Origin of the sequence: uncultured Demequina sp. (genome assembly GCF_913055775.1) — a bacterium.
In the GTDB taxonomy this organism is placed as follows: domain Bacteria; phylum Actinomycetota; class Actinomycetes; order Actinomycetales; family Demequinaceae; genus Demequina.
Genome location: NZ_CAJXJX010000015.1, coordinates 11,926 through 32,582, shown reverse-complemented (window position 1 = coordinate 32,582; position 20,657 = coordinate 11,926). Strand labels below are relative to the sequence as shown.

Annotated in this window: 18 protein-coding genes and 2 tRNA genes; 10 read left to right on the top strand and 10 right to left on the bottom strand. The window is 69.1% G+C overall.

What is annotated here, in order from left to right; translation table 11 throughout:
• On the top strand, nt 1-526 hold a 526-nt coding region (locus QZ483_RS02865; protein WP_297081478.1), incomplete at its 5' end, for an anti-sigma factor.
• 77 nt (nt 527-603) lie between these two features.
• Nucleotides 604-3,462: a valine--tRNA ligase gene (gene valS / locus QZ483_RS02860; RefSeq protein WP_297081477.1), complete on the top strand. Its 2,859-nt coding sequence runs from the start codon at nt 604-606 to the stop codon at nt 3,460-3,462.
• Between the two features lie 93 nt (nt 3,463-3,555).
• Here valS and QZ483_RS02855 read toward each other — a convergent pair whose 3' ends face one another.
• From QZ483_RS02855 to QZ483_RS02840, 4 genes are all read right to left on the bottom strand, one after another.
• Nucleotides 3,556-4,023: an endonuclease domain-containing protein gene (locus tag QZ483_RS02855; protein ID WP_297081476.1), complete on the bottom strand. Its 468-nt coding sequence runs from the start codon at nt 4,021-4,023 to the stop codon at nt 3,556-3,558.
• A gap of 667 nt (nt 4,024-4,690) precedes the next feature.
• Nucleotides 4,691-5,950 (bottom strand): ATP-dependent Clp protease ATP-binding subunit ClpX, encoded by a 1,260-nt coding sequence (clpX, locus tag QZ483_RS02850; RefSeq protein ID WP_297081475.1) that lies wholly within the window; start codon nt 5,948-5,950, stop codon nt 4,691-4,693.
• 209 nt (nt 5,951-6,159) lie between these two features.
• Nucleotides 6,160-6,894 carry an ATP-dependent Clp protease proteolytic subunit gene (locus tag QZ483_RS02845; RefSeq protein WP_297081480.1) on the bottom strand — a complete coding sequence of 245 codons (735 nt, stop codon included), beginning with the start codon at nt 6,892-6,894 and terminating at the stop codon, nt 6,160-6,162.
• Nucleotides 6,895-6,911: 17 nt separating this feature from the next.
• Nucleotides 6,912-7,490: an ATP-dependent Clp protease proteolytic subunit gene (locus tag QZ483_RS02840; RefSeq protein ID WP_297081479.1), complete on the bottom strand. Its 579-nt coding sequence runs from the start codon at nt 7,488-7,490 to the stop codon at nt 6,912-6,914.
• Between the two features lie 274 nt (nt 7,491-7,764).
• Here QZ483_RS02840 and QZ483_RS02835 point away from each other — a divergent pair, with 274 nt between their 5' ends.
• From QZ483_RS02835 to QZ483_RS02825, 3 genes are all read left to right on the top strand, one after another.
• On the top strand, nt 7,765-8,298 hold the full coding sequence (locus QZ483_RS02835) for a DUF4190 domain-containing protein (protein ID WP_297081474.1): 534 nt from the start codon (nt 7,765-7,767) through the stop codon (nt 8,296-8,298).
• A 30-nt stretch (nt 8,299-8,328) separates the two neighbouring features.
• Nucleotides 8,329-8,856, top strand: coding sequence for a DUF4190 domain-containing protein (locus QZ483_RS02830; protein WP_297081473.1), 528 nt, complete (start codon nt 8,329-8,331; stop codon nt 8,854-8,856).
• A gap of 202 nt (nt 8,857-9,058) precedes the next feature.
• Entirely contained in the window at nt 9,059-9,286 is a 228-nt protein-coding gene (locus QZ483_RS02825; RefSeq protein ID WP_297081472.1) for a hypothetical protein, read from the top strand.
• Between the two features lie 112 nt (nt 9,287-9,398).
• Here QZ483_RS02825 and tig read toward each other — a convergent pair whose 3' ends face one another.
• Nucleotides 9,399-10,754: a trigger factor gene (tig, locus tag QZ483_RS02820; RefSeq protein ID WP_297081471.1), complete on the bottom strand. Its 1,356-nt coding sequence runs from the start codon at nt 10,752-10,754 to the stop codon at nt 9,399-9,401.
• 348 nt (nt 10,755-11,102) lie between these two features.
• Here tig and QZ483_RS02815 point away from each other — a divergent pair, with 348 nt between their 5' ends.
• Both QZ483_RS02815 and QZ483_RS02810 read left to right on the top strand, forming a co-directional pair.
• Nucleotides 11,103-11,984: a sulfotransferase gene (locus QZ483_RS02815; protein ID WP_297081470.1), complete on the top strand. Its 882-nt coding sequence runs from the start codon at nt 11,103-11,105 to the stop codon at nt 11,982-11,984.
• Nucleotides 11,985-12,030: 46 nt separating this feature from the next.
• A complete protein-coding gene (locus QZ483_RS02810; RefSeq protein WP_297081469.1) occupies nt 12,031-14,085 on the top strand; it encodes an acyltransferase family protein in 2,055 nt (684 codons plus the stop codon).
• Between the two features lie 115 nt (nt 14,086-14,200).
• Here the strand turns inward: QZ483_RS02810 and QZ483_RS02805 are convergent.
• Nucleotides 14,201-14,274, bottom strand: a tRNA-Pro gene (locus tag QZ483_RS02805).
• Nucleotides 14,275-14,373: 99 nt separating this feature from the next.
• Here QZ483_RS02805 and QZ483_RS02800 point away from each other — a divergent pair.
• Nucleotides 14,374-14,447 (top strand) — tRNA-Gly (locus QZ483_RS02800).
• Nucleotides 14,448-14,672: 225 nt separating this feature from the next.
• Here QZ483_RS02800 and QZ483_RS02795 read toward each other — a convergent pair.
• The 4 genes from QZ483_RS02795 to QZ483_RS02780 form a co-directional block, all read right to left on the bottom strand.
• Nucleotides 14,673-15,236 carry a DUF5317 domain-containing protein gene (locus QZ483_RS02795; protein ID WP_297081468.1) on the bottom strand — a complete coding sequence of 188 codons (564 nt, stop codon included), beginning with the start codon at nt 15,234-15,236 and terminating at the stop codon, nt 14,673-14,675.
• A gap of 3 nt (nt 15,237-15,239) precedes the next feature.
• Nucleotides 15,240-17,306, bottom strand: a complete 2,067-nt coding sequence (locus QZ483_RS02790) for a bifunctional diguanylate cyclase/phosphodiesterase (protein WP_297081467.1) — start codon at nt 17,304-17,306, stop codon at nt 15,240-15,242.
• A gap of 281 nt (nt 17,307-17,587) precedes the next feature.
• On the bottom strand, nt 17,588-18,007 hold the full coding sequence (locus QZ483_RS02785; protein ID WP_297081466.1) for a DUF1761 domain-containing protein: 420 nt from the start codon (nt 18,005-18,007) through the stop codon (nt 17,588-17,590).
• A gap of 3 nt (nt 18,008-18,010) precedes the next feature.
• Nucleotides 18,011-18,481 (bottom strand): SRPBCC family protein, encoded by a 471-nt coding sequence (locus QZ483_RS02780; RefSeq protein ID WP_297081465.1) that lies wholly within the window; start codon nt 18,479-18,481, stop codon nt 18,011-18,013.
• Between the two features lie 406 nt (nt 18,482-18,887).
• Here QZ483_RS02780 and cysK point away from each other — a divergent pair, with 406 nt between their 5' ends.
• Together cysK and cysE are read left to right on the top strand one after the other, a co-directional pair.
• Nucleotides 18,888-19,823, top strand: a complete 936-nt coding sequence (gene cysK / locus QZ483_RS02775; protein WP_297081464.1) for a cysteine synthase A — start codon at nt 18,888-18,890, stop codon at nt 19,821-19,823.
• Between the two features lie 42 nt (nt 19,824-19,865).
• Nucleotides 19,866-20,519: a serine O-acetyltransferase gene (gene cysE / locus QZ483_RS02770; protein WP_297081463.1), complete on the top strand. Its 654-nt coding sequence runs from the start codon at nt 19,866-19,868 to the stop codon at nt 20,517-20,519.
• Nucleotides 20,520-20,657 lie beyond the last annotated feature (138 nt).

Below are 20,657 nucleotides of genomic sequence, written 5' to 3'. Positions count from 1 at the left end.
TGCCGTGGAGATCACGGAGCAGGTGCCGGCGCCCGCGGGTGCCGCCGCATCGGCCGATGCGGGTGCACGCCGCCACTCACCGTCACCCGAGCGCCGCTTCCGAACGCGGACCGCCGTGCTGGTCGCCGCCAGCGCGCTGTTCGCCGTCGTGGTGATGGGAGTCACGTTCTTTCTGTCAGGTGGCGAGGACTCGAGCCAGCTCGCTCAGGATCTGGCGCGGATCCGCGGCGCAGACGACGTGGTCGAGGCCCCGCTCGACCTGGGGGAGACCACCGTCTACCTGTCCGCCACGGAGGGCATCGCCGTCGTGGGAGAGACTCCGCCGCTCACGGACGACCAGACGTATCAGCTGTGGATCGTGCCGGCGGACGGCTCCGCGCCCGTGCCGGGTCCGGTCATGGCGCCCGGGACGAGCGAGGCCGCATGGGACGCGAGCCTCGACGGCGCCGCAGCGATCGCGGTGAGCGTCGAACCCGACGGCGGGTCCACCACGCCCACCGAGGTGGTCGGCGCCGTCGAACTGTAGCCGCTCGCGGCGCCCCAGCCCGCGCATCGGCCGAACCGACGGCAGCCGTGCCCGCGCATCGGCGCTGCTCTGGAAGAATGGCGACCATGACTTCGCGCATCCCCCAGAAGGCCACCGTCGACGGACTCGAGGACCGCTGGAACTCCGTGTGGGAGGACCAGGGCACCTACCGGTTCGACGAGACCAAGGACCGCGAGCAGATCTACTCGATCGACACGCCTCCGCCCACCGTTTCCGGATCGCTCCACGTGGGTCACGTGTTCTCCTACACGCACACCGACGTGGTCGCGCGCTACCAGCGCATGTGCGGCCGCGAGGTCTTCTACCCGATGGGCTGGGACGACAACGGCCTGCCCACCGAGCGCCGCGTGCAGAACTACTTCGGCGTGCGCTGCGACCCGACCCTCCCGTACGAGGAGGGCTTCGAGCCGCCGCACTCGGGGGGAGCGGCGTCCGTGAAGGCCGCGGACCAGGTGCCGATCTCGCGCCGCAACTTCGTGGAGCTGTGCGAGCGGCTCACCGAGGAGGACGAGAAGCAGTTCGAGGCGCTGTGGCGCCACCTGGGCCTGTCCGTGGACTGGTCGCGGACCTACCAGACCATCTCTCCGTCCTCGCAGGCGGTCGCCCAGCAGGCGTTCCTGCGCGGGCTCGCGCGCGGCGAGTGCTACCAGGCGGAGGCTCCCACGCTGTGGGACGTGACCTTTCGCACCGCGGTCGCGCAGGCCGAGCTCGAGGACCGCGAGCGCCCCGGCGCCTACCACCGCATCGCCTTCGAGAAGGCGGCCGACGCGGAGGAGGCCACCGGCTCGTACGAGTCCGTGTGGATCGAGACCACCCGTCCCGAGCTGCTGCCCGCGTGCGTGGCGCTCGTGGCGCACCCGGACGATGAGCGGTACCAGCCGCTGTTCGGCAAGCACGTGCGGACGCCGCTGTTCGGCGTCGAGGTGCCCGTGGTGGCGCACCGGCTGGCGTCGCCCGACAAGGGCTCGGGCATCGCGATGATCTGTACTTTTGGCGACGTCACGGACGTGACGTGGTGGCGCGAGCTCGACCTGCCGATGCGCTCCGTGCTGGGCCGCGACGGACGCTTCCGCTCGGAGCCGCCCGCCGGGCTCGAGACCGGCGACGCCGCGTCCGTGTACGCGGAGCTGGCCGGGCTCACGGTGTTCTCCGCGCAGAAGCGCGTGGTGGAGATGCTGGTCGAGGCGGACGTGATGGACGGCGAGCCACGCTCCATCTCGCACCCCGTGAAGTTCTTCGAGAAGGGCGACAAGCCGCTCGAGATCGTCACGTCGCGCCAGTGGTACATCGCGAACGGCGGGCGTGATGCGGGCTTGCGCGGCGAGCTGCTCGCGCGCGGCGAGGCGCTCGACTTCCTGCCCGCGCACATGGGCAAGCGCTACGAGAACTGGGTCAACGGCCTCACCGGCGACTGGCTGATCTCGCGCCAGCGCTTCTTTGGTGTGCCGATTCCCGTCTGGTACCCGCTCGACTCCTCGGGCGATCCGGTATGGGACTCCCCCATCGTTCCCGCCGAGGACACGCTGCCCGTGGATCCCTCGACTGATGTGGCTCCGGGGTTCTCTGCGGACCAGCGCGATGTGCCCGGTGGCTTCACCGGCGAGAAGGACATCATGGACACGTGGGCGACCTCGTCGCTGACGCCGCAGATCGTGGGCGGTTGGCGCGAGGACCCGGCGCTGTTCGCGAAGGTGTTCCCGATGGACCTGCGCCCGCAGGGCCAGGACATCATCCGCACCTGGCTGTTCTCGACCGTGGTGCGTGCGCACCTCGAGCACGGCGAGCTGCCGTGGAAGCACGCGGCCATCTCCGGGTGGATCCTGGACCCCGACCGCAAGAAGATGTCGAAGTCCAAGGGCAACGTGGTGACGCCCATGGGCCTGCTCGAGACCCACGGCTCCGACGCCGTGCGCTACTGGGCGGCCTCCGCGCGCCTGGGCACGGACGCGGCCTTCGACGAGGGCCAGATGAAGATCGGGCGCCGGCTCGCGAACAAGGTGCTGAATGCCGCGAAGTTCGCGCTGGGTGCGACGGGCATCGCGACCGCTGCCGACTCCTCGCTCGAGGAGGGCATGCGGGCCACGAAGCACGTGACCGGCGGCATCATCAACGGCGTGTTCGCTGGTGCGGCGGCCAACGGTGCGGTGTCCGGCGGTCACGACGTGTCCGAGCACAACGCGGCGGCATTCGACATCCCGCACGCCCTGGTCTCGCAGCCGCTGGACCGCGCGCTCCTGGCCGGCCTCGCGGACGTGGTCGACGGCGCTACTGCGGCGTTCGAGGCGTATGACCACACGCGCGCTCTCGAGCTCGCGGAGTCGTACTTCTGGACCTTCTGCGACGACTATGTGGAGCTGGTGAAGACCCGCGCCTACGACGGCGCTGCTCCGGGCGAGGCGATCGACCCGTTCGCGCCGTGCTCGCCCGAGGCGGCGTCCGCGCGTGCGACGCTCACGATCGCGCTCGAGACGTTCCTGCGCCTGTTCGCGCCGGTGCTGCCGTTCGCGACCGAGGAGGTGTGGTCGTGGTTCCGTCCCGGCACGGTGCACCGCGCTCCGTGGCCGTCGGCCGCTCCCCTGCGGGCAGTCGCCGGCGGCACGCCCGACCCCACGCTGGTGGACGCTGCCGGTGCCGCGCTGGCGGCCCTGCGCAAGATCAAGTCCGAGGCGAAGGTGTCGCAGCGCACGGAGATCGTGTCCGTGGACCTGCTGGTGCCGGAGGCGTCGGTGCCTGCCGTGAACGCCGCGAAGGCGGACCTGATGGCTGCCGGGCGCGTGCGCTCGCTGCAGGTGGTGGACGCGGTGGCGGCGCTCGACCCGGGCGTCGACGGCGAGGGCCCGGAGGACGGGTCCGGCGCGCCGGTCGCCGACACGACGGTGATGCGAACGGAGAACGCCCTCCTCGCGGAGTCCTGACCCGCCCCCTGCCCCCTCCTGCCCCTCCCTCCCGGCACTCACCGTCCGGCACTCACCGACCCCTAGCGCACGTCGGAGCGCGCCTTCCGGCACTCAGGCGCGGCGGGACCGTGCCCGCAGGACGTCGCGCACCGTCTCACGACACCACTCTGGGCGCTCCACGACCTGGCGATAGCTGAGTCGCACGGTCTGGATGCCGACCGTGGCGAGCTCCGCGTCGCGAACCCGGTCACTTTCTTGGTGACCGGGTGCTGAGTGGTACGAGGACCCGTCCAGCTCGATCGCCGTTCGCGTCGAAGCATCGTAGAGATCCAAGCGGAAGGTCATGCCCCGTACCATGACCGTGTGCTGCGGGATCAGGCGCCTGAACTCCTGAGTGTTGAAGAGGCCCCGCAGACTCGCCGCCTCGAGCCAACTCTCTGCGCCTCGCGCTGCAGCATCGAGGTCGCGACGCAGTTCGCGACGCATGCGGACGCGCGGAACAAGGTCCAGCGCCTCCTGAAAGTCTTCGAGCGACGCGGCTCCACTACGCAGAGTGCCGAAGACCACCTCCGAACGCATGCGAGGGTGGGCCTCGCCGTACGCCTGGACAGCCGCAACCGCCGGCGCCACCAGAGTGACGCGCCGCCATCGCACCGTCGGCAGGTCGTACGAACAGTGCCGCACTCTGACCCATGCAGGCGCTCGAACATGGTCGTGCGCACCGATGCACAGGTCAACGCGTTCCGGGCACGTCCCCAGCACTCCGCGCAGGAAGAGCGCCGATGCACCGCCGAGAGCAGTACGAATGCCCGGCCACGCAAGGACTGCGTCGGCTCGGGCAGCGAAGGAGCTCGCGTGTACCGACGCGACGTACGAGTCGTGAAGCAAGCGCACCACGTCACCACGCGCGATGGCGTGGCGCAGCGCACTCTCACTGCTCATCGCGATCAGCTCTCCGCGGGTGTAGGCGCGCGGCTCTTGAGTCAGGAGCCCAGTCAGGCTCGTCGACGCATCGGCCCTGGGCACTGTCCGCAACGATCGCATCTGCCCACAGGTAGTCGCAGACCAGCCACGGGGGGTTTGCCCAGCGGCGGGACTTGGGGATCGGAAGGCAAGGCCACCGCCTGGGGACGGCGCGCCACCGGTGTGCGTGCGCCGGATAGCGCGCTCACAAGCGTCAAAGGGGACCATGAGTGCCGGACAGCGAGCTGGCCAGCGGCGGGTGCGACGGGCGGCGAGGCGCGGGTTAGGCCGCGCCTTCTGCTTCCTCCGGTTCGCGGGCCAGGAAGGCCGGCGTCACGCGGTCGAGGACCACCTCGCGGGTCACCACCACGCGGCCGACGTCGTCGCGGCCCGGGACCTCGAACATGGTCTCCTGGAGGACCTCCTCCATGATGGCCCGCAGCCCGCGCGCGCCGGTGCCGCGCTCGAGCGCCTGCTCCGCGATCGCCTCGACGGCCTCGGGCTCGAACTCGAGCTCCACGCCGTCCAGCTCGAACATCTTCTGGTACTGCTTCACCAGGGCGTTCTTGGGCTCGGTCAGGATCGACACCATCGCGGCGACGTCCAGCGGCGACACGGTCGCGATGACCGGCATGCGCCCGATGAACTCCGGGATCAGCCCGAACTTGTGCAGGTCCGCGGGGGTGACGTGCGCGAACAGGTCCGAGTTGTCGGCCTCCTTGAGCTGCGCCCCGAACCCGATGCCCTTGCGGCCCACGCGCGAGCTGATGATCTCCTCGAGGCCCGCGAACGCGCCGCCCAGGATGAACAGCACGTCGGTGGTGTCGATCTGGATGAACTCCTGATGCGGGTGCTTGCGCCCGCCCTGCGGCGGCACCGAGGCCTGCGCACCCTCGAGGATCTTCAGCAGCGCCTGCTGCACGCCCTCGCCCGACACGTCGCGCGTGATGGAGGGGTTCTCCGCCTTCCGCGCGACCTTGTCGATCTCGTCGATGTAGATGATGCCGCGCTGGGCCTTGTCGACGTCGAAGTCGGCGGCCTGCAGCAGCTTGAGCAGGATGTTCTCGACGTCCTCGCCCACGTACCCGGCCTCGGTGAGCGCGGTGGCGTCAGCGATCGCGAAGGGCACGTTCAGCATGCGAGCAAGGGTCTGCGCGAGGTACGTCTTGCCGGTTCCGGTGGGGCCGATGAACAGCACATTGGACTTCGAGATCTCGATGCCGTCGTCGTCCTTGGGGCGGGCCTCGCCCGCGCGCACGCGCTTGTAGTGGTTGTAGACCGCCACGGACAGCGCCCGCTTGGCCTGCTCCTGGCCCACGATGTACTGCTCGAGGAAGTCGTAGATCTCGCGCGGCTTGGGCAGCTCCGTGAACTCGGTCTGAGCCGCCTCGGCGAACTCCTCCTCGATGATCTCGTTGCACAGCTCGATGCACTCATCGCAGATGTACACGCCGCCGCCCGCGATGAGCTTGCGCACCTGCTTCTGCGTCTTGCCGCAGAACGAGCACTTCAGCAGGTCGCCGCTGTCTGCCGGTCGCGTCATCAAGGCCTCCACCCATGGTCCGCCGCCATCGTGTCCAGGCTACCGAGCCGCACCGACACGCGTCGGGCGACTCGCCGCCCTAGGAGTTCGCCCTGGGCGCACGCGCGGATGGGGTACGCGAGCCCGCCACCGCATCGGCCCTGCAAAAGGACCGCAAACGAAAGCGGCCGCCCCTGCGCGAGCAGGAGCGGCCGCTGTGACGAAGTCGACTACTTGTCGTCCTTCTTCTTGTCATCCTTCTTGGGCGCGATCGCCGCTGCGGCGGCGCGGTCCTCGGGAGCCATGGTGTCGACGCCCTTGCGGGACTCGAGCACCTGGTCCACGAGGCCGTACTCCTGCGCCTCGACGGCGGACAGGAAGCGGTCGCGCTCGATGTCATCGCGCACCTTCTCCTGGCTCTGCCCGGTGTGCTTGGCGAGAGTGAACTCGAGCCACTCGCGCATGCGCACCATCTCCTCGGCGTAGATCTCGATGTCCGAGGCCTGCGCACGAGCGCCGCCCTCGATGCGCGGCTGGTGGATCATCACGCGGGCGTTGGGCAGCGCGAGGCGCTTGCCGGGCGAACCGGCCGCGAGCAGCACCGCAGCCGCAGAGGCCGCCTGGCCCAGGCACACCGTCTGCACCTCGGGCTTGATGTACTGCATGGTGTCGTAGATCGCGGTCAGCGCGGTCTGCGAGCCGCCGGGGCTGTTGATGTACAGCGTGATGTCACGGTCGGGGTCCTGGGACTCGAGCACGAGCAGCTGCGCCATGACGTCATCCGCCGAGGCGTCGTCGATCTGGACGCCCAGGAAGATGATGCGGTCCTCGAACAGCTTCGCGTACGGGTCCTGGCGCTTGAAGCCGTACGCGGTGCGCTCCTCGAAGGAGGGCAGGATGTACCGCGACGAGGGCCCGGCCGGAGCCGCTCCGCCAAATCCCGAGGTGCGTCCGGCTGCCTGCATGGTCTGGTAGATCTCGCTCACGCCTTGCCTCCCTGCGACTCGTCGCCGGCCTCGGCGGCGTGCTTGATGACCTTGTCGACGAAGCCGTACTCCTGGGCCTCCTCGGCGGTGAACCAGCGGTCGCGGTCCGCGTCCTTGTTGACCTGCTCGAGCGTCTTGCCGGTCTGGTCGGCGGTGAGCTGCGCGAGGGTCTTCTTCATGTGCATGATGAGCTCGGCGTTGATGCGCACGTCCGTCGTGGTGCCGTAGATGCCGCCCGAGGGCTGGTGCATCATGACGCGGGCGTGGGGCGTCGCGAACCGCTTGCCCTGCGCGCCCGAGGACAGCAGGAACTGCCCCATCGACGCAGCCATACCCATCGCGACGGTCGCGACGTCCGGCTTGATGTACTGCATGGTGTCGTAGATCGCCATGCCCGCGGTGATGGAGCCGCCGGGGCTGTTGATGTACAGGTAGATGTCCTTGTCCGGGTCCTCCGCGGCCAGCAGCATCATCTGCGCGCAGATCGCGTTCGCGTTGTCGTCGCGGACCTCGTCGCCCAGCCAGATGATGCGCTCGCGCAGCAGACGGTTGAAGATCGAGTCACTGAGACCCATGCCTCCGACGTCGCCGCGGGCGGTGATGGTGTCGCTCACGTCAGTCCTCTCGTGCGTGCTCATGTCCCCAACTTAACGGCGCGGCGCGAGCGTTCATGCCGTTTTCCCCGCCATTTCGCTACCGGGTGAACAGCCGATGCGCGGGTCGCCGGGGTGCAGGTGCGGGAGGTCCCGGAGGAGGGTCAGGGTGAGGATCGGACGGAAGGCCGATGCGCGGCCCTGGCGCCCGGACTAGCGTCAGGGGCGTAGGAGTTTCGTTGAGCAGGAGGCCCACATGTCCACCACGCCCGAGGACCCGTTCGCCAGGCGTCCCGCTGACGCTGGCGGCGCTGCGCAGGCCGGCGAGGGCCGGCCCGCGTATCCGCCGCCCGATCCTGGGCCGCACGTGCCGCACGACCCGCAGCCGGGGTTCCAGCAGCAGTACGCCCAGCCGGGTCTGGGTCAGCCCGCCTACCCGCCGCAGTACGCCTACCCCGGGACGTACCGCGCTGGCACCCAGAAGAACTGGATGGGCATCATCTCGCTCGTGCTGTCCCTGGTGGGGCTCCTGACGTGGTTCACGGCGATCCCTGGCATCGTGTTCGGCCACCTGGGTCTGGCTGCCGCCAAGCGGGGCGAGGCAAACAACCGCGGCCTTTCGCTCGGCGGACTCATCACGGGCTACGTGGTGCTGGTGCTGGGCATCCTCGCGACGATCGCGATCTTCGCGTTCTTCGCGTGGGGTGCGTCTCAGTGCGGCGGCGACATCCCTGCCGACTGGTGCACCAGCGACGACGGCACCATCGTGTGGGAGTTCGAGACCACCTGAGCGACCCAGACCTGAGACAAGGAGACAGACATGACCACCACACCGCAGGGCCCGGCAGACGACCAGCCCGAGCCCGCAGCCGAGCAGCCTGCAGAGCAGCCGCCCAGCCCAGGCGCCGATGCGGGGACTCCCCCGCCGCAGTACGCGCAGCCTCCGTATGCGCAGCAATACGCGCAGCCGCCCCAGTACGCGCAGCCGCCCCAGTACGGGCAGCCGCAGTACTACGCGCAGCCGGTGGCCCCGCGCCCGGGTACCGAGAAGAACTGGATGGGCATCGCGTCGCTCGTCCTGTCGCTGTCCGGCCTGATCTTCGGCATCACCGCCATCGCCGGCATCGTCTTCGGCCACCTGGGCCTGTCTGCGGCCAAGCGAGGCGAGGCCGACAATCGCGGCGTCGCGCTCGGCGGCCTCATCACGGGCTACGTGCTCGTGGGGCTCGGCATCATCGCCACGATCATCCTGCTCGTGTTCTTCGGCGCGATCTTCGGCACCGTCATCGGCGAGTGCGCCGGCGACAACCCCGCGGACTGGTGCACGAGCGACGCGATCGCCGCCTGACCCCACCCGCGCGTCGGTCGTTATTGATGTCACAGAAACCTGCCGCTTGAGACACAGTGCCGCTAGGGTCCCCGAGACGAATCTCGACGAGGGGAACCCTGTGACGTACATGGACCACCGACCCGACCCATACCGGCCGCAGCCCCAGGGTGACGTGGTGCACCACTATCACCACATCGGAGCACGCCCCACGAAGACGTGGATGAACATCACTGCCTTTGTGCTGTCGCTCTTGGGCATCGGGCTCGGAGCCGTGGTGTTCGGCCACCTCGGAGTAGCGGCCGCGAACCGCGGCGAGGCCGATAGCCGCGGCCTCGGGATCGCTGCACTCGTCCTTGGCTATCTCAACCTCGCGCTGGTCGCGTTTCTCGCGCTGATGTACTTCGGCCTCGTGGCCATGCTGTTCGGCACCGCCGCAGCCGTCAGCTGACCCCACCCGCGCATCGGCCCGTCGAGAGCTGGCACACGCGCCAGCCCGAGACAACAGCACGAAGCCCCGCCTCCCGGAAGGGAGACGGGGCTTCGTCGCGAAAGCGTTCCGACTACTTGGTGTCGGTCGCGGCCTCCTCGACTGCGGCGGCAACGGCGGCCTCGTCGATCTCGTCGTCCTTGGTCTCGTCCTCGATCGAGCCGATGACGGCGGACAGGTCCACCACGGCGCCCGCGGTGTCCTTGACGGTCGCGCGGCGCAGCGCGAAGGCGGTGGCCTTCGAACGGGCGACCTCGGCGACGATCGACGGGATCTGGCCGGCCTGCTCAACCTGCTGGATGAACGTGTTCGGGTCCATGTTGTACTGGCGCGACGCGTTGAGCAGGTAGTCGAGGAGCTCGTTCTGCTCGACCTCGATCGAGAGGTCGTCCGCGAGCTGGTCGAGGAGGATCTGCGCGCGCAGGGCGTTGTGCGCCTCCTCGGTGACCTCGGCACGGTGCTCGTCGTCGTCCAGGCGGTTCTCGTTCTCGAGGTGCGAGTGGACCTCGGACTCGATGACCTTCTTGGGCAGCTCGAAGTCGGTTGCCGCGACCAGCGCGTCGATCAGCTTCTCGCGGGCCTCGACGGCCTGGTTGTTGGCCTTGATGCGGGCGGCCTGCTCGCGCAGGTCGTCCTTCAGCTCGTCGACCGTGTCGAACTCGGAGGCGAGCTGCGCGAAGTCGTCGTCCACCTCGGGGAGCTCGCGCTCCTTGACGGCGGTCACCTTGACGGTGATCTGCGCGACCTGGCCGGCGTTGTCGCCCGCGGCGAGCGGTGCCTCGAACGTGGTCTCTTCGTCGGCGGACAGGCCGATCAGCGCGTCATCCATGCCCTCGAGCATGTTGCCGGAACCCACCTGGTACGAGGTGCCCTGGACGTTGTCCACGTCCGCACCGTCGAGCTTGGCGGCGAGGTCGATGGTGGTGAAGTCACCGTCCGCGACGGGGCGGTCGACGGTCTTGAGCGAGCCGAAGCGCTCGCGGAGCTGGTCGAGACGCGCGTCGACGTCCTCGTCCGAGACCTCGACGGGCTCGACCTCGAGCGTGATGTCCTCGGCCTTGGGCAGCTCGACGTCGGGGCGCACCTCGACGGTCGCGGTGAACTCGAGGCCCTCGAAGCCCTCCTCGGAGCCGGGGATCCTCACGATCTCGACCTCGGGCTGACCGAACGGACGGATCTCCTGCTCCTCGACCGCGGCCGAGTACCAGCCGGGAAGGCCGTCGTTGACGGCGTGCTCGATGACGGCACCCTTGCCCACGCGCTGCTCGAGGATGCGCGGCGGCACCTTGCCCTTGCGGAAGCCGGGGATCTGCACCTGCTCGCCGATGTGCTGGTAGGCGTGGTCGAGCGAGGGCTTGAGGTCCTCCTCGGTCAGGTTGACCGTCAACTTGACGGTCGTGGCGTCGATCTTCTCGAGGGCGCTGGTCACTGATGTGCTCCTGTGAATGGGGTGCTGGCTTGGCCGTATGCGGGCACGCCGCAGTCGGGCAACCCTAAGAGTCTAGTCGCCGTGTGGGCTGAGGCCCAATCGGTTCGCTCAGGGCGATGCTCCCCTGTCCATCGCGCATCGCCCTGCTCAGCCCCTCGCGCCTCGATGCACGCCTGGGGCGAAGGCCCACGGTGGAGTTCGGCGCGCGGGCGTCGGCATGGCAGCGCCGCCCCATTGTGCCCTCATGCATAGCCGCGTCGGCGTGCGTCGAGACGGAGGCCGGCGGGGAATCGATGTGCGCTAGATTGCCCCCAAGCCACCGCACGACCGACGCTACGGAGTTCCACCATGTTCGGCACCAAGCGGCGAAGCCCCTCCCCCACCTTCCTCCTGGGGCTCGGCGCCCAGAAGGCGGGCACCACTTGGCTTCACGCCTACCTTGACAGGTCGCCGCAGTTCGACGGCGGCTACTTCAAGGAGTACCACGTGCTGGACGCGATCGACCTGGACTACCCGTCGGCCGCGCGGCGCGCTTTCGACGGCGCGATCGCGGCTGCGGAGCGTGGCCTGCGCGGGGAAGAGATCGGGCCGCGCCACCTGCATCGCGCGGCGATGATCGCCGACACACGCGTCTACTACGACTACTTCTCCACACTCGCGCACGCCGATCCCGAGGTGCGCCTGACCGCCGACTACACGCCCATCTACGCGCTTCTCCCGCAGCGCCGGCTGGAAGAGGTGCGCGCAGAGGTCAGCCGCCGGGGGATGCGGCCTGCCGCCATGTTCCTGATGCGCGACCCCGTCGAGCGCATCTACTCCCAGATCCGGATGCGCGCGCGCGACGTCCCTGAAAACCTCGGAGCCGACGCGGAGACCATGCTGCTGAAGTGGCACCGCAAGGAGATCTACGCGAGCCGCAGTCGATATGAGGACACCATCCGGCGCATCGACGCGACCTTCCCGGAGGAGGACGCCTACTTCGGGTTCTACGAGGAACTGTTCACGCGCGACACGGTGCAGGACATCTGCCGTTTCCTGGGGATCGACATGATCGAGCCCGACTTCGCCGAGCGCAAGAACGTGTCCAGCCCGCGTAGCGACGACGGACCCGACGCCGCGACACTGCGCAAGGTGGCGCGTTCGCTGCGCCCCACCTACGAGTTCGTGGCCGAGCGCTTCCCCGACCGGGACATTCGCGCGCTCTGGCCCAACGCGCACTACGTGCTGTGAGAGTCTTGACGATTCGGCGATCGCGGCGGCCGCGGACGGGGGAGGCATGGACGTGAGCACCGAGCAGAAGACAGTCGTCGAACCGCGAGCCCAACGAGGGCCCACGCGGGCGCCGCGTGCCGACATTCAGTTCCTTCGCGCAGTCGCGGTGATCGCCGTCATCGCGTTCCACGCGGGTGTGCCGTTCGTCACCGGAGGCTACGTCGGCGTCGATGTCTTCTTCGTGATCTCGGGGTTCTTGATCTCGAGTCATCTCGTCGACAGGATCCAGAGGTACGGATCGCCGCGCTTCGCGGACTTCTATGCGCGACGCGTGCGGCGCATCCTCCCAGCGTCGATGCTGGTTCTCCTGACCACGGCCGTCGCCCTGGCGACCGTGGTTCCGGTGCTCGACAGGCCACTCTTCAACGGCCCACGAACGACGAGCTCCCCCTTCGAGGACCTGTTGGCCACGGCCTTCTACGTACCGAACCTGTGGTTCGCCCACCAATCGACCGATTACCTCGCGGACTCGGCACCGAGCCCAGTTCAGCACTACTGGTCGCTGGGCGTCGAGGAGCAGTTCTACCTCATGTGGCCGCTCCTGCTGTTCGCGGGATGGGTCGCGGCCCGGAAGCGGTTGACAGGAATCGTCGCCACGATCATCGCCGTCGCTGCCGCGTCATTTGCCCTGTCGCTATGGCTCACCGATGCCAACCAGGCGTGGGCGTTCTTCTCGCCAGCCACGCGGGCATGGGAGTTCGCAGCGGGCGCAGCAGTCGCGCTCTGGACCGGTCGGTACGCCATGCGACTCGCGCATGCCCGCATCATGGCCCTCGCCGGGATCGTGCTGATCGGCGCCTCCTGCCTCTGGTTCGGGGCATCAACGGCCTTCCCCGGCGTCGCCGCGCTCGCCCCCGTCCTCGGGACGGTGCTCGTCATCGCGGCCGGCGACGAGTGGCATCGACGCAGCCGCAGCCTCGCGCTCATCGCGTCCCGGACGACGCAGCGCATCGGCGACTGGTCGTACTCCCTCTACCTCTGGCACTGGCCGCTGTTGATCCTCCCCCCGATCGTCCTGACCTCGCACCACTGGACCTTGGCGCTCGCCGGCGTCGCCAGCACCTTCGTTCTTGCCGCCCTCACCTACCGGTACGTCGAGCAGCCGTTGCGCGTGCGGGGAGCGAGACCCGCGCTCACCCTGACAGCGGCAGCGGCGTCGACGGTAGCCATCGCGGTCGCGATCCTCGCACTCAACGTCGTGAGCGCGAACCGCGACTTCGGTTCCGTCGGCGAGGGCGATCGGGTGATCGAGGCGGGCAGGCCGGTGACCGCGACCACGACGATCGCGTCGAATCTCGAGCCCGCCCTCGGCGAGGTGAGCGGCACCGGCTACGGCGTCCACTCCCGCAAGTGCCTCGACGAGCTTCCAAAAGTTGGAGCCGAGAAGTGCTACACGGGTGCGGATGGCGCGAAGCATCGGATCGCACTCCTTGGAGACTCGCATGCCGCACAGCTCATGCCGGGCCTCAATGCGGCATCAGCGGCGCTTGACACGACGGTGTGGCAGATCACTGAGAAGGGATGTCCGGCGTTCCCGATCGTGCGCGAAGGACGCGAGGACCGATGCGCAACGTGGAGAGAGGCAGCGTACGCCGCACTCGCGCGGGAGCCCGTCGACGCCATCGTGATCGCCAACCGGTCGTATCACCCGGAGCACGACACCGCGGCCACGGCGGACGAATGGGCCGCTGCGACGACGGAACTGCTCGACGGGCTCCCGGCCGACGTGCCGGTGATCTGGATCCGAGACTACCCCGAGTTCGAGAGCGGCGTGCACGAGTGCGCGGCTGTCAACCCCGGCGACATCACGCCGTGCTTGGCGAATCTTGACGACCCTCTGCGGGACGTGGTCATCCGGGCCGCCACGGGTTCGGCGGCAGACCATGGCGCTCACATCGTCGACCTCGAGCCGTACCTGTGTGTCGCTGACATGTGCTCGATCGTTCAGGGGGCGACGCTCGTGTTCGCGGACGAGCACCACCTGACGTCGACGTACAGCGCCACGCTCGCAGGACTGCTCGAGCGCGAGATCGAACCGCATCTCTCCGGTGGTCGGTGAGGCACGCCGCCCTGAGCACTAACGACGGGAACGCCCGCAGCCCACAGTCTCTGCCGCCGCAATCTCTCGCATGCGCGAGGGCGCTCGAAGAACGCTCCCGCGAGAGTCGTCGCCGTCGGGGTGACAGGATTTGAACCTGCGACCCTCTGCTCCCAAAGCAGATGCGCTACCAAGCTGCGCTACACCCCGTCCGCGCTCGCTCGGCGAGGGCGGTACCCGGTACTGGCCAGGCTCGGCTACTCTAGTACCCGCCGATGCGGCGGGCGGACAGCTCTTCGCGCAGGCCACGCGGGTGTAGCTCAATGGTAGAGCCTCAGTCTTCCAAACTGATTACGCGGGTTCGATTCCCGTCACCCGCTCCATTCCGACCACGCCGCTCGGGCCGCGCCCGGTGCGCCACCGCTGCTGCTCCACCAGGACGCGGCGACCTCGCGCAACCGACACTGACGCTCCACCACCGCGCTCAGACAAATGACCGCGAATCTGAGCGCCGCAGTGGAGCGTGGCTGTCGATCTGGGAGCCGGCGTGTGCGGCAATGGAGGCTGAGCGGAACCCGTCGACAGAGCGCTCCAGCGCTGGGGCTCCGTCACCCGTGCATCGTATCGACGTCGCCGCGCTCCGACCGGGTCTCGCCATCGCCGATGCGCTGCGACCCCGCCCATGCCGCGATGGCCACTCCGGCGACGATCAGCACGTCCCCGACGCTGAAGGTATTGGCGAGCGGCAGTGGCTCGGGCCACGCGAAGACGTCGCCCAGCCACGGCAGCACCGGGTCCTCGACCACGCCGGCGTTGACGAATGCGTGGTCGACGTCGATGCCCGCGGCCTCCACCGCTTCGGGGCGAGCGGGCAGCACGCCACCGTTGAGCGCGATGGTGATCCCGTTCAGCGCGGCACCCGCGCCGACGACCAGCACGCCGGCGGCCTTGCGGTTGAGCCACACGAACGCGAGGGCCATCACGTAGGTGGCGACGTGCAGCGTCGAGGCGACGGCCTCGGGCGTCTCCACCTCGATGATGACGATCTGCGTGAGCAGTGCCGCCCACACCAGCAGCGGCCACCGCCATCTGCCGAGCAGCAGCCCGGCAGGCCAGCGGCCCGCGACCAGCGGCGACAGCACGGCGAGCAGACAGAACGCGAGGACCAGCACGCGCTACGCCCCCGGGCTCGGCGCGCTCGCACCGCGACGGGACTCGAGCATGATGGTGAGCTCCGCCGCCTCGACCGGGTAGCCCAGGTGATGCCCCTGGCCGATGACGTTTCCGAGCTTGCGCAGCGCGCGAGCGGTCTCGGCGTCCTCGATTCCCTCCGCTACCACCCGCAGGTCGAGCGAGAGCGCGAGGTCGATGGTCGAGCGCACGATGATGAGGTCGTGGTGATCGCTGCCGATGCTGCTGACGAATGACCGGTCGACCTTCAGTTCATCGATCTCGAGGCGCTTCAGGTAGCTGAGCGACGCGTTGCCGGTGCCGTAGTCGTCGATCGCGATCTCCACGCCGAGCGCGCGCACGGCCTTGATCACGACGTCTGCACGGGCCGGGTCGGACAGGATCCCGGTCTCCGTCACCTCGAGCACGAGGGCCGATGCGGGCACGTCGTGGCGCGCGAGCGCGGCGGCGATCTGGTCGGGCAGGCCGAGGTCGGACAGGTGCCGGGCCGAGAGGTTGACGGCCATGCGCAGGTCGTAGCCCTGAGCGCGCCACTGGGCCTGCTGCCCAAGAGCCTCGTCGAGCACGTACGCGGTGAGCGGGAAGATCAGGCCGGAGTTCTCGGCGAGCGGGATGAACTCGTCCGGAGCGATCATGTGGCCTCGAGGGTGGTGCCAGCGCACGAGCGCCTCGGCGCCCACGATGCGCCCCGTCGCGAGGTCGACCTGAGGCTGATAGACGACGTGCAGCTGGCGCGTGTCGAGCGCCGCGTGCACGTCCGCGAGCAGTTGCAGTCGCTCAACCGTGTTGACATCGAACTCCGGCGCGAACGTGCTGATGCGGTCGCGCTCGAGCTTCGCGTGGTACAGAGCGATGTCGGCGTTCTTCATGAGGTCGGCGACGGTGTCGCCGTGCTGGGGCGCAATGGCGACGCCCGCGCTCGCCCGGACGATCAGTTCGAGTCCCTCGATGTGGAGCTGCTCGTCGAAGCAGGCCAGCAGGTCGCGCGCCACCGCCTGGCCGTCGACCAGGCCGCCGGGGGCGATGACGGCGAATTCGTCTCCACCCAATCGGTGCACGGTGGCGTCCTCCGGGGCGGCCGCGATCAGCCTTGCGCCGACGGTCGTGAGGATGGTGTCGCCCACGGGGTGGCCGAGGGTGTCGTTGAAGTCCTTGAAATGGTCCAGGTCGATCAGGACCAGCGCCGTTCCAGTGCCCGCCGTGCGGGTCGCGTCGAGGGCCCTCTCCAGGTTCGCCTGGAGCTGGCTCCTGTTGCCCAGCCCGGTGAGCGAATCGTGCGTTGCGTCGTGGGCGTGGCGTGCCGCGGATGCGGCGAACACGTGGGCCGCGATCACGGGGGCTGCGAGGAGCGCGAGCGCCCAGGCTCCGTCTCCCGACACCTCAGCGGCGAGGCCGCCCACGGACAGCAGGACCAGGTTGGTGACGGCGAAGAAGCGCATGTCGCTGCCGATGATGGCGCGCAGCGGCTGGCCCGTGGCGATCGACACGACGCCCGCGACGATCAGCCAGTTGGCGGCGATCATCATGAGGCCGCCCGCGAGAAGCGCGAGCAGGTCCGACGGCGCGACGGGGGTGGGCCCGGCGACGAGGGGCCGGTTCGCGAGCATCGCGAAGACCGCGCCGCCGATCGTCACGCTCAGCACGTACTGGCCCGAGTTGAAGATCGACTTGACGGGCGCGCGGCGCAGGCGCACGTCGTCGATCGTGGTCGCGACGAGCTGCACGATGACCGCGACGGCGAGACCGGCGACGGGAATGAGCGCGAGAACGAACGGCGCTGACGTCGACAGCGACCGCGTAGGGCTGCCGGGCCTCACGAACTTGATCGGCAGGATCTCGCCGACGATCGCCGCCACGGCAAGGAAGACCGCCGCGGCGAGCGGCAGGTCGTCGAGCATGCCCTGCCACGGAGTCATCCAGACCACGGCGATCAGGGCAGCCGCGCCGAGCGCGGCGATGGTCAGGACGTAGACAGTGAGGCTCCGTGGCGGCGCGGGCGCTGGAGCACTCGCGCCGCCACCGAGCCGGGTACCGCTCAGTACCACTTCCACCCAGCGCCCACCACGACGGCAGTCGCGATGAGGGTGCTCGCGCCGGCGGTGGCGCGCAGAACCTTGCTGTTGGCCATGATCTTCCACTTGTCCATCGTGTGCTCCCTTGATGCAGGGACGACCTGATGCCTGGCGACGTCCCCCCGCCGCCCCCGAAGCCGTCCGGTGCGCTGAGAGGAGCACCGGCGCCATCGTCCTCGGTGGTGCGACCACCGGCCGGTGGTCACGGGCCCATCCTGGCCCAGATCAGGCGCAATGGCCAGCATCGATTCCGATGTCGCCTACAGGAACAGGCCGATCACCAGTCCCGCGAGCGCGAGGGAGACCGTGTCGTGAGCGATGTCGATCCAGGTCGCCACGGGACTGCGCAGGGCGAATCCATCGTGGACGAGGTGGGCGCCGCCACGCATCGCGAAGCCGACCGCCGCGCCCGTGACGGCCGCGCCGGACCACGTGTCCACGCCCAGTCCCACCAGGAGCATCGCCAGGATCACCAGGCCGATCACGTTGCCGACCGCCATCTGGCCGAACGACAGCCCCATGTTGGCGTTCTTCATGTCCTCGTCCGTGAAGCCCACGGCGCGCTGCCAGGGCTTGAAGAACATCCGCGGCGAGTACCACAGGGACCCCAGGATGAACGTGGCGACAAAGGCCAGCAGAGCGCCCAGCCAAGGGAAGTCCGTGAAGGTGAGCCAGTCCATGATCTATCTCCGTCCCGCGGCTTCCGCCGCCTTCGCGATGTCCTCGAGATCCTGCAGGAGCGCCTTCTCCATGGCCTTCATCCCGGCCTTGCCCATCACCTTCATGGCGATGCGCTGCCCGAGCCCCGCATCGGCCGTGGTGGCCGAGAAGTCGATGTGCAGTGTGGTGCCCAGGGAGCTTGGCTCGCACCGGAACACGGTCGAGTAGCTGGTGCCGCGAGACTCAGCCGCGACGGTCGTGGAGCGCGGCGCGGTGGCCTCCGTGACCCACATGTCCTCGGACTCCTCGCGCCCGAACATGCGTCGGGTCTCGCGCCACTTGACGCCCGGCGCGTATCCGTCGCCCTCGAGCCTCTCGATCCTGACGATCGCCGTCAGCACCTTGGGCGCGTTGTCGAGGTCGGTGATGACACGCCATACCGCCTCGGGCTCCGCCATGATCTCGCGCTTCACATGCACGGGTTTGATCGACATGCCTGCTCCTTCGCCACCGCTGCCGTAGCCAAAGCGTAGTGCGCACACGCCTTCCGCGCTGGGTGGTCGCGCCCGTGGCGCGCGCAGGCACGGCCGATGCGGTGGTCGCGTTCACGCTTGCCCCAGCCCGCGCATCGGCGCTAGCCTGGCGGCATCGGCACACGGAAGGTCAGCGAGATGAGCACCGAGCGACGCACTCCCGCGTACGCTTCGCCTGCCCCGCTGATGTGCGCCGGTTCCAGCATGCGCATGTGCTGCTGCTGTCTGTAGAGCGCTGACGCGCGCCCGTGCCCGCGGGCTCGGATGCCCGCCAGCGCTCGCCCCGGTATCGAATCCCGATGCCCCCGTGTTGTTCACTCCGGACATGCCCGCGTGCGGGCACCTCTCACCTCAAGGAAAAGGAATCATGGCAAAGATCTACGAGGACGCCACCGCCCTCATCGGCAACACCCCGCTGGTCAGGATCAACGCTCTCGCGGAGGGCGCTGGCGCCACCGTGCTCGGCAAGCTCGAGTTCTACAACCCGGCCAACTCCGTGAAGGACCGCCTGGGCGTCGCGATCGTCGACGCTGCCGAGAAGGACGGTTCACTCAAGCCCGGCGGCACGATCGTCGAGGCGACCTCCGGCAACACGGGCATCGCCCTCGCGATGGTGGGCGCCGCGCGCGGCTACACCGTCGTGCTCGCCATGCCCGAGACCATGTCCAAGGAGCGCCGCGCACTGCTGCGCGCGTTCGGCGCCGAGCTCGTCCTGACCCCCGGCCCCGAGGGCATGAAGGGCGCCGTCGAGGCAGCCAACAAGATCGCCGAGGAGCGCCCCGGCTCGATCCTCGCCCGCCAGTTCGCGAACGAGGCGAACCCGGAGATCCACCGCCGCACCACCGCGGAGGAGATCTGGAACGACACCGACGGCGAGGTCGACATCGTGGTCGCCGGCATCGGCACCGGCGGCACCATCACCGGCGTGGGCGAGGTGCTCAAGGCCAAGAAGCCCGAGATCCAGATCATCGCCGTCGAGCCCGCCGAGTCGCCCATCCTCAACGGCGGCGAGCCCGGCCCGCACAAGATCCAGGGCATCGGTGCGAACTTCGTGCCGGAGATCCTCAACACCGAGATCTACGACGAGGTCATCGACGTCGACTCCGAGACCTCGGTCGCGACGGCCCGCGCGGTCGCCCGCAAGGAGGGCCTGCTCGTGGGCATCTCCTCGGGTGCCGCGATCCACGCCGCGATCCAGGTCGCCAACCGCCCCGAGAACGCGGGCAAGACCATCGTCACCATCATTCCGTCGTTCGGCGAGCGCTACCTGTCCTCGGTGCTCTACGCCGACCTCATGGACTGATCCTCGCCACACCGTCGCAGCACCACGAAAGGCCGTCCCCGCATGACTGACAGCAAGGGCCCGATCGCACTCGCGATCGAGGACATCAACACCGCGATGCGCCGCGATCCCGCGGCACGGTCGCGGCTGGTGATCGCCCTGTCCTACCAAGGCGTTCACGCCGTGTGGCACCACCGAGTGGCGCACTGGCTGTGGACCCACGGGCTCAAGTCGTACGGGCGGCTGTGGTCGCAGTACGCCCGCCGCAGCACCGGGATCGAGATCCACCCCGGTGCCACGCTCGGGCGCCGGGTGTTCATCGATCACGGCATGGGCGTCGTGGTGGGCGAGACCGCCGTCGTGGGCAACGACGTGCTCCTTTTCCACGGCGTGACGCTGGGCGGCGTGACCATGAGCCCGGGCAAGCGCCACCCCACGGTCGGCGACCGCGTCGTGATCGGCGCGGGTGCGAAGGTCCTGGGTCCCGTCCACATCGGGTGCGATGCGCGCATCGGCTCGAATGCCGTGGTGGTCAAGGACGTGCCGGACGGCGCGACGGCGGTGGGCATCCCTGCCAAGATCCGCGATCACCCGAACGAGCGCGAGGCGGGGACGGCGGCATCGTCGGTGGACGCCGGCGACTCCCACCGTCACCCGGACCCCGACGCCGTTCCGGAGGATCTGGGCCAGCGCGAGCCGGCCATGTACTGGATCTGAGGCACCGTCCACGGAAGCGAGGGCCCGGGCGCTGCGGCGCTCGGGCCTTTCGCATGCGCGCAACGGATGCCCCGCCGCCGGGGTCGGACCCCGGACATGAGAACGGCCCCCGCCGGGGGGTGGCGGGGGCCGATGTCC

Coding starts and splice junctions, on each gene's coding strand:
- QZ483_RS02840 (WP_297081479.1), bottom strand. CDS start 7,490: ATGGGTCTCAGTGACTCGATCTTCAACCGTCTGCTGCGCGAGCGCATC.
- QZ483_RS02815 (WP_297081470.1), top strand. CDS start 11,103: ATGTTCGGCACCAAGCGGCGAAGCCCCTCCCCCACCTTCCTCCTGGGG.
- valS (WP_297081477.1), top strand. CDS start 604: ATGGCGACCATGACTTCGCGCATCCCCCAGAAGGCCACCGTCGACGGA.
- QZ483_RS02810 (WP_297081469.1), top strand. CDS start 12,031: ATGGACGTGAGCACCGAGCAGAAGACAGTCGTCGAACCGCGAGCCCAA.
- clpX (WP_297081475.1), bottom strand. CDS start 5,950: ATGACGCGACCGGCAGACAGCGGCGACCTGCTGAAGTGCTCGTTCTGC.
- QZ483_RS02825 (WP_297081472.1), top strand. CDS start 9,059: ATGAACATCACTGCCTTTGTGCTGTCGCTCTTGGGCATCGGGCTCGGA.
- QZ483_RS02845 (WP_297081480.1), bottom strand. CDS start 6,894: ATGCAGGCAGCCGGACGCACCTCGGGATTTGGCGGAGCGGCTCCGGCC.
- QZ483_RS02780 (WP_297081465.1), bottom strand. CDS start 18,481: ATGTCGATCAAACCCGTGCATGTGAAGCGCGAGATCATGGCGGAGCCC.
- cysK (WP_297081464.1), top strand. CDS start 18,888: ATGGCAAAGATCTACGAGGACGCCACCGCCCTCATCGGCAACACCCCG.
- QZ483_RS02830 (WP_297081473.1), top strand. CDS start 8,329: ATGACCACCACACCGCAGGGCCCGGCAGACGACCAGCCCGAGCCCGCA.
- QZ483_RS02835 (WP_297081474.1), top strand. CDS start 7,765: ATGTCCACCACGCCCGAGGACCCGTTCGCCAGGCGTCCCGCTGACGCT.
- QZ483_RS02855 (WP_297081476.1), bottom strand. CDS start 4,023: ATGCGTTCGGAGGTGGTCTTCGGCACTCTGCGTAGTGGAGCCGCGTCG.
- QZ483_RS02785 (WP_297081466.1), bottom strand. CDS start 18,007: ATGGACTGGCTCACCTTCACGGACTTCCCTTGGCTGGGCGCTCTGCTG.
- cysE (WP_297081463.1), top strand. CDS start 19,866: ATGACTGACAGCAAGGGCCCGATCGCACTCGCGATCGAGGACATCAAC.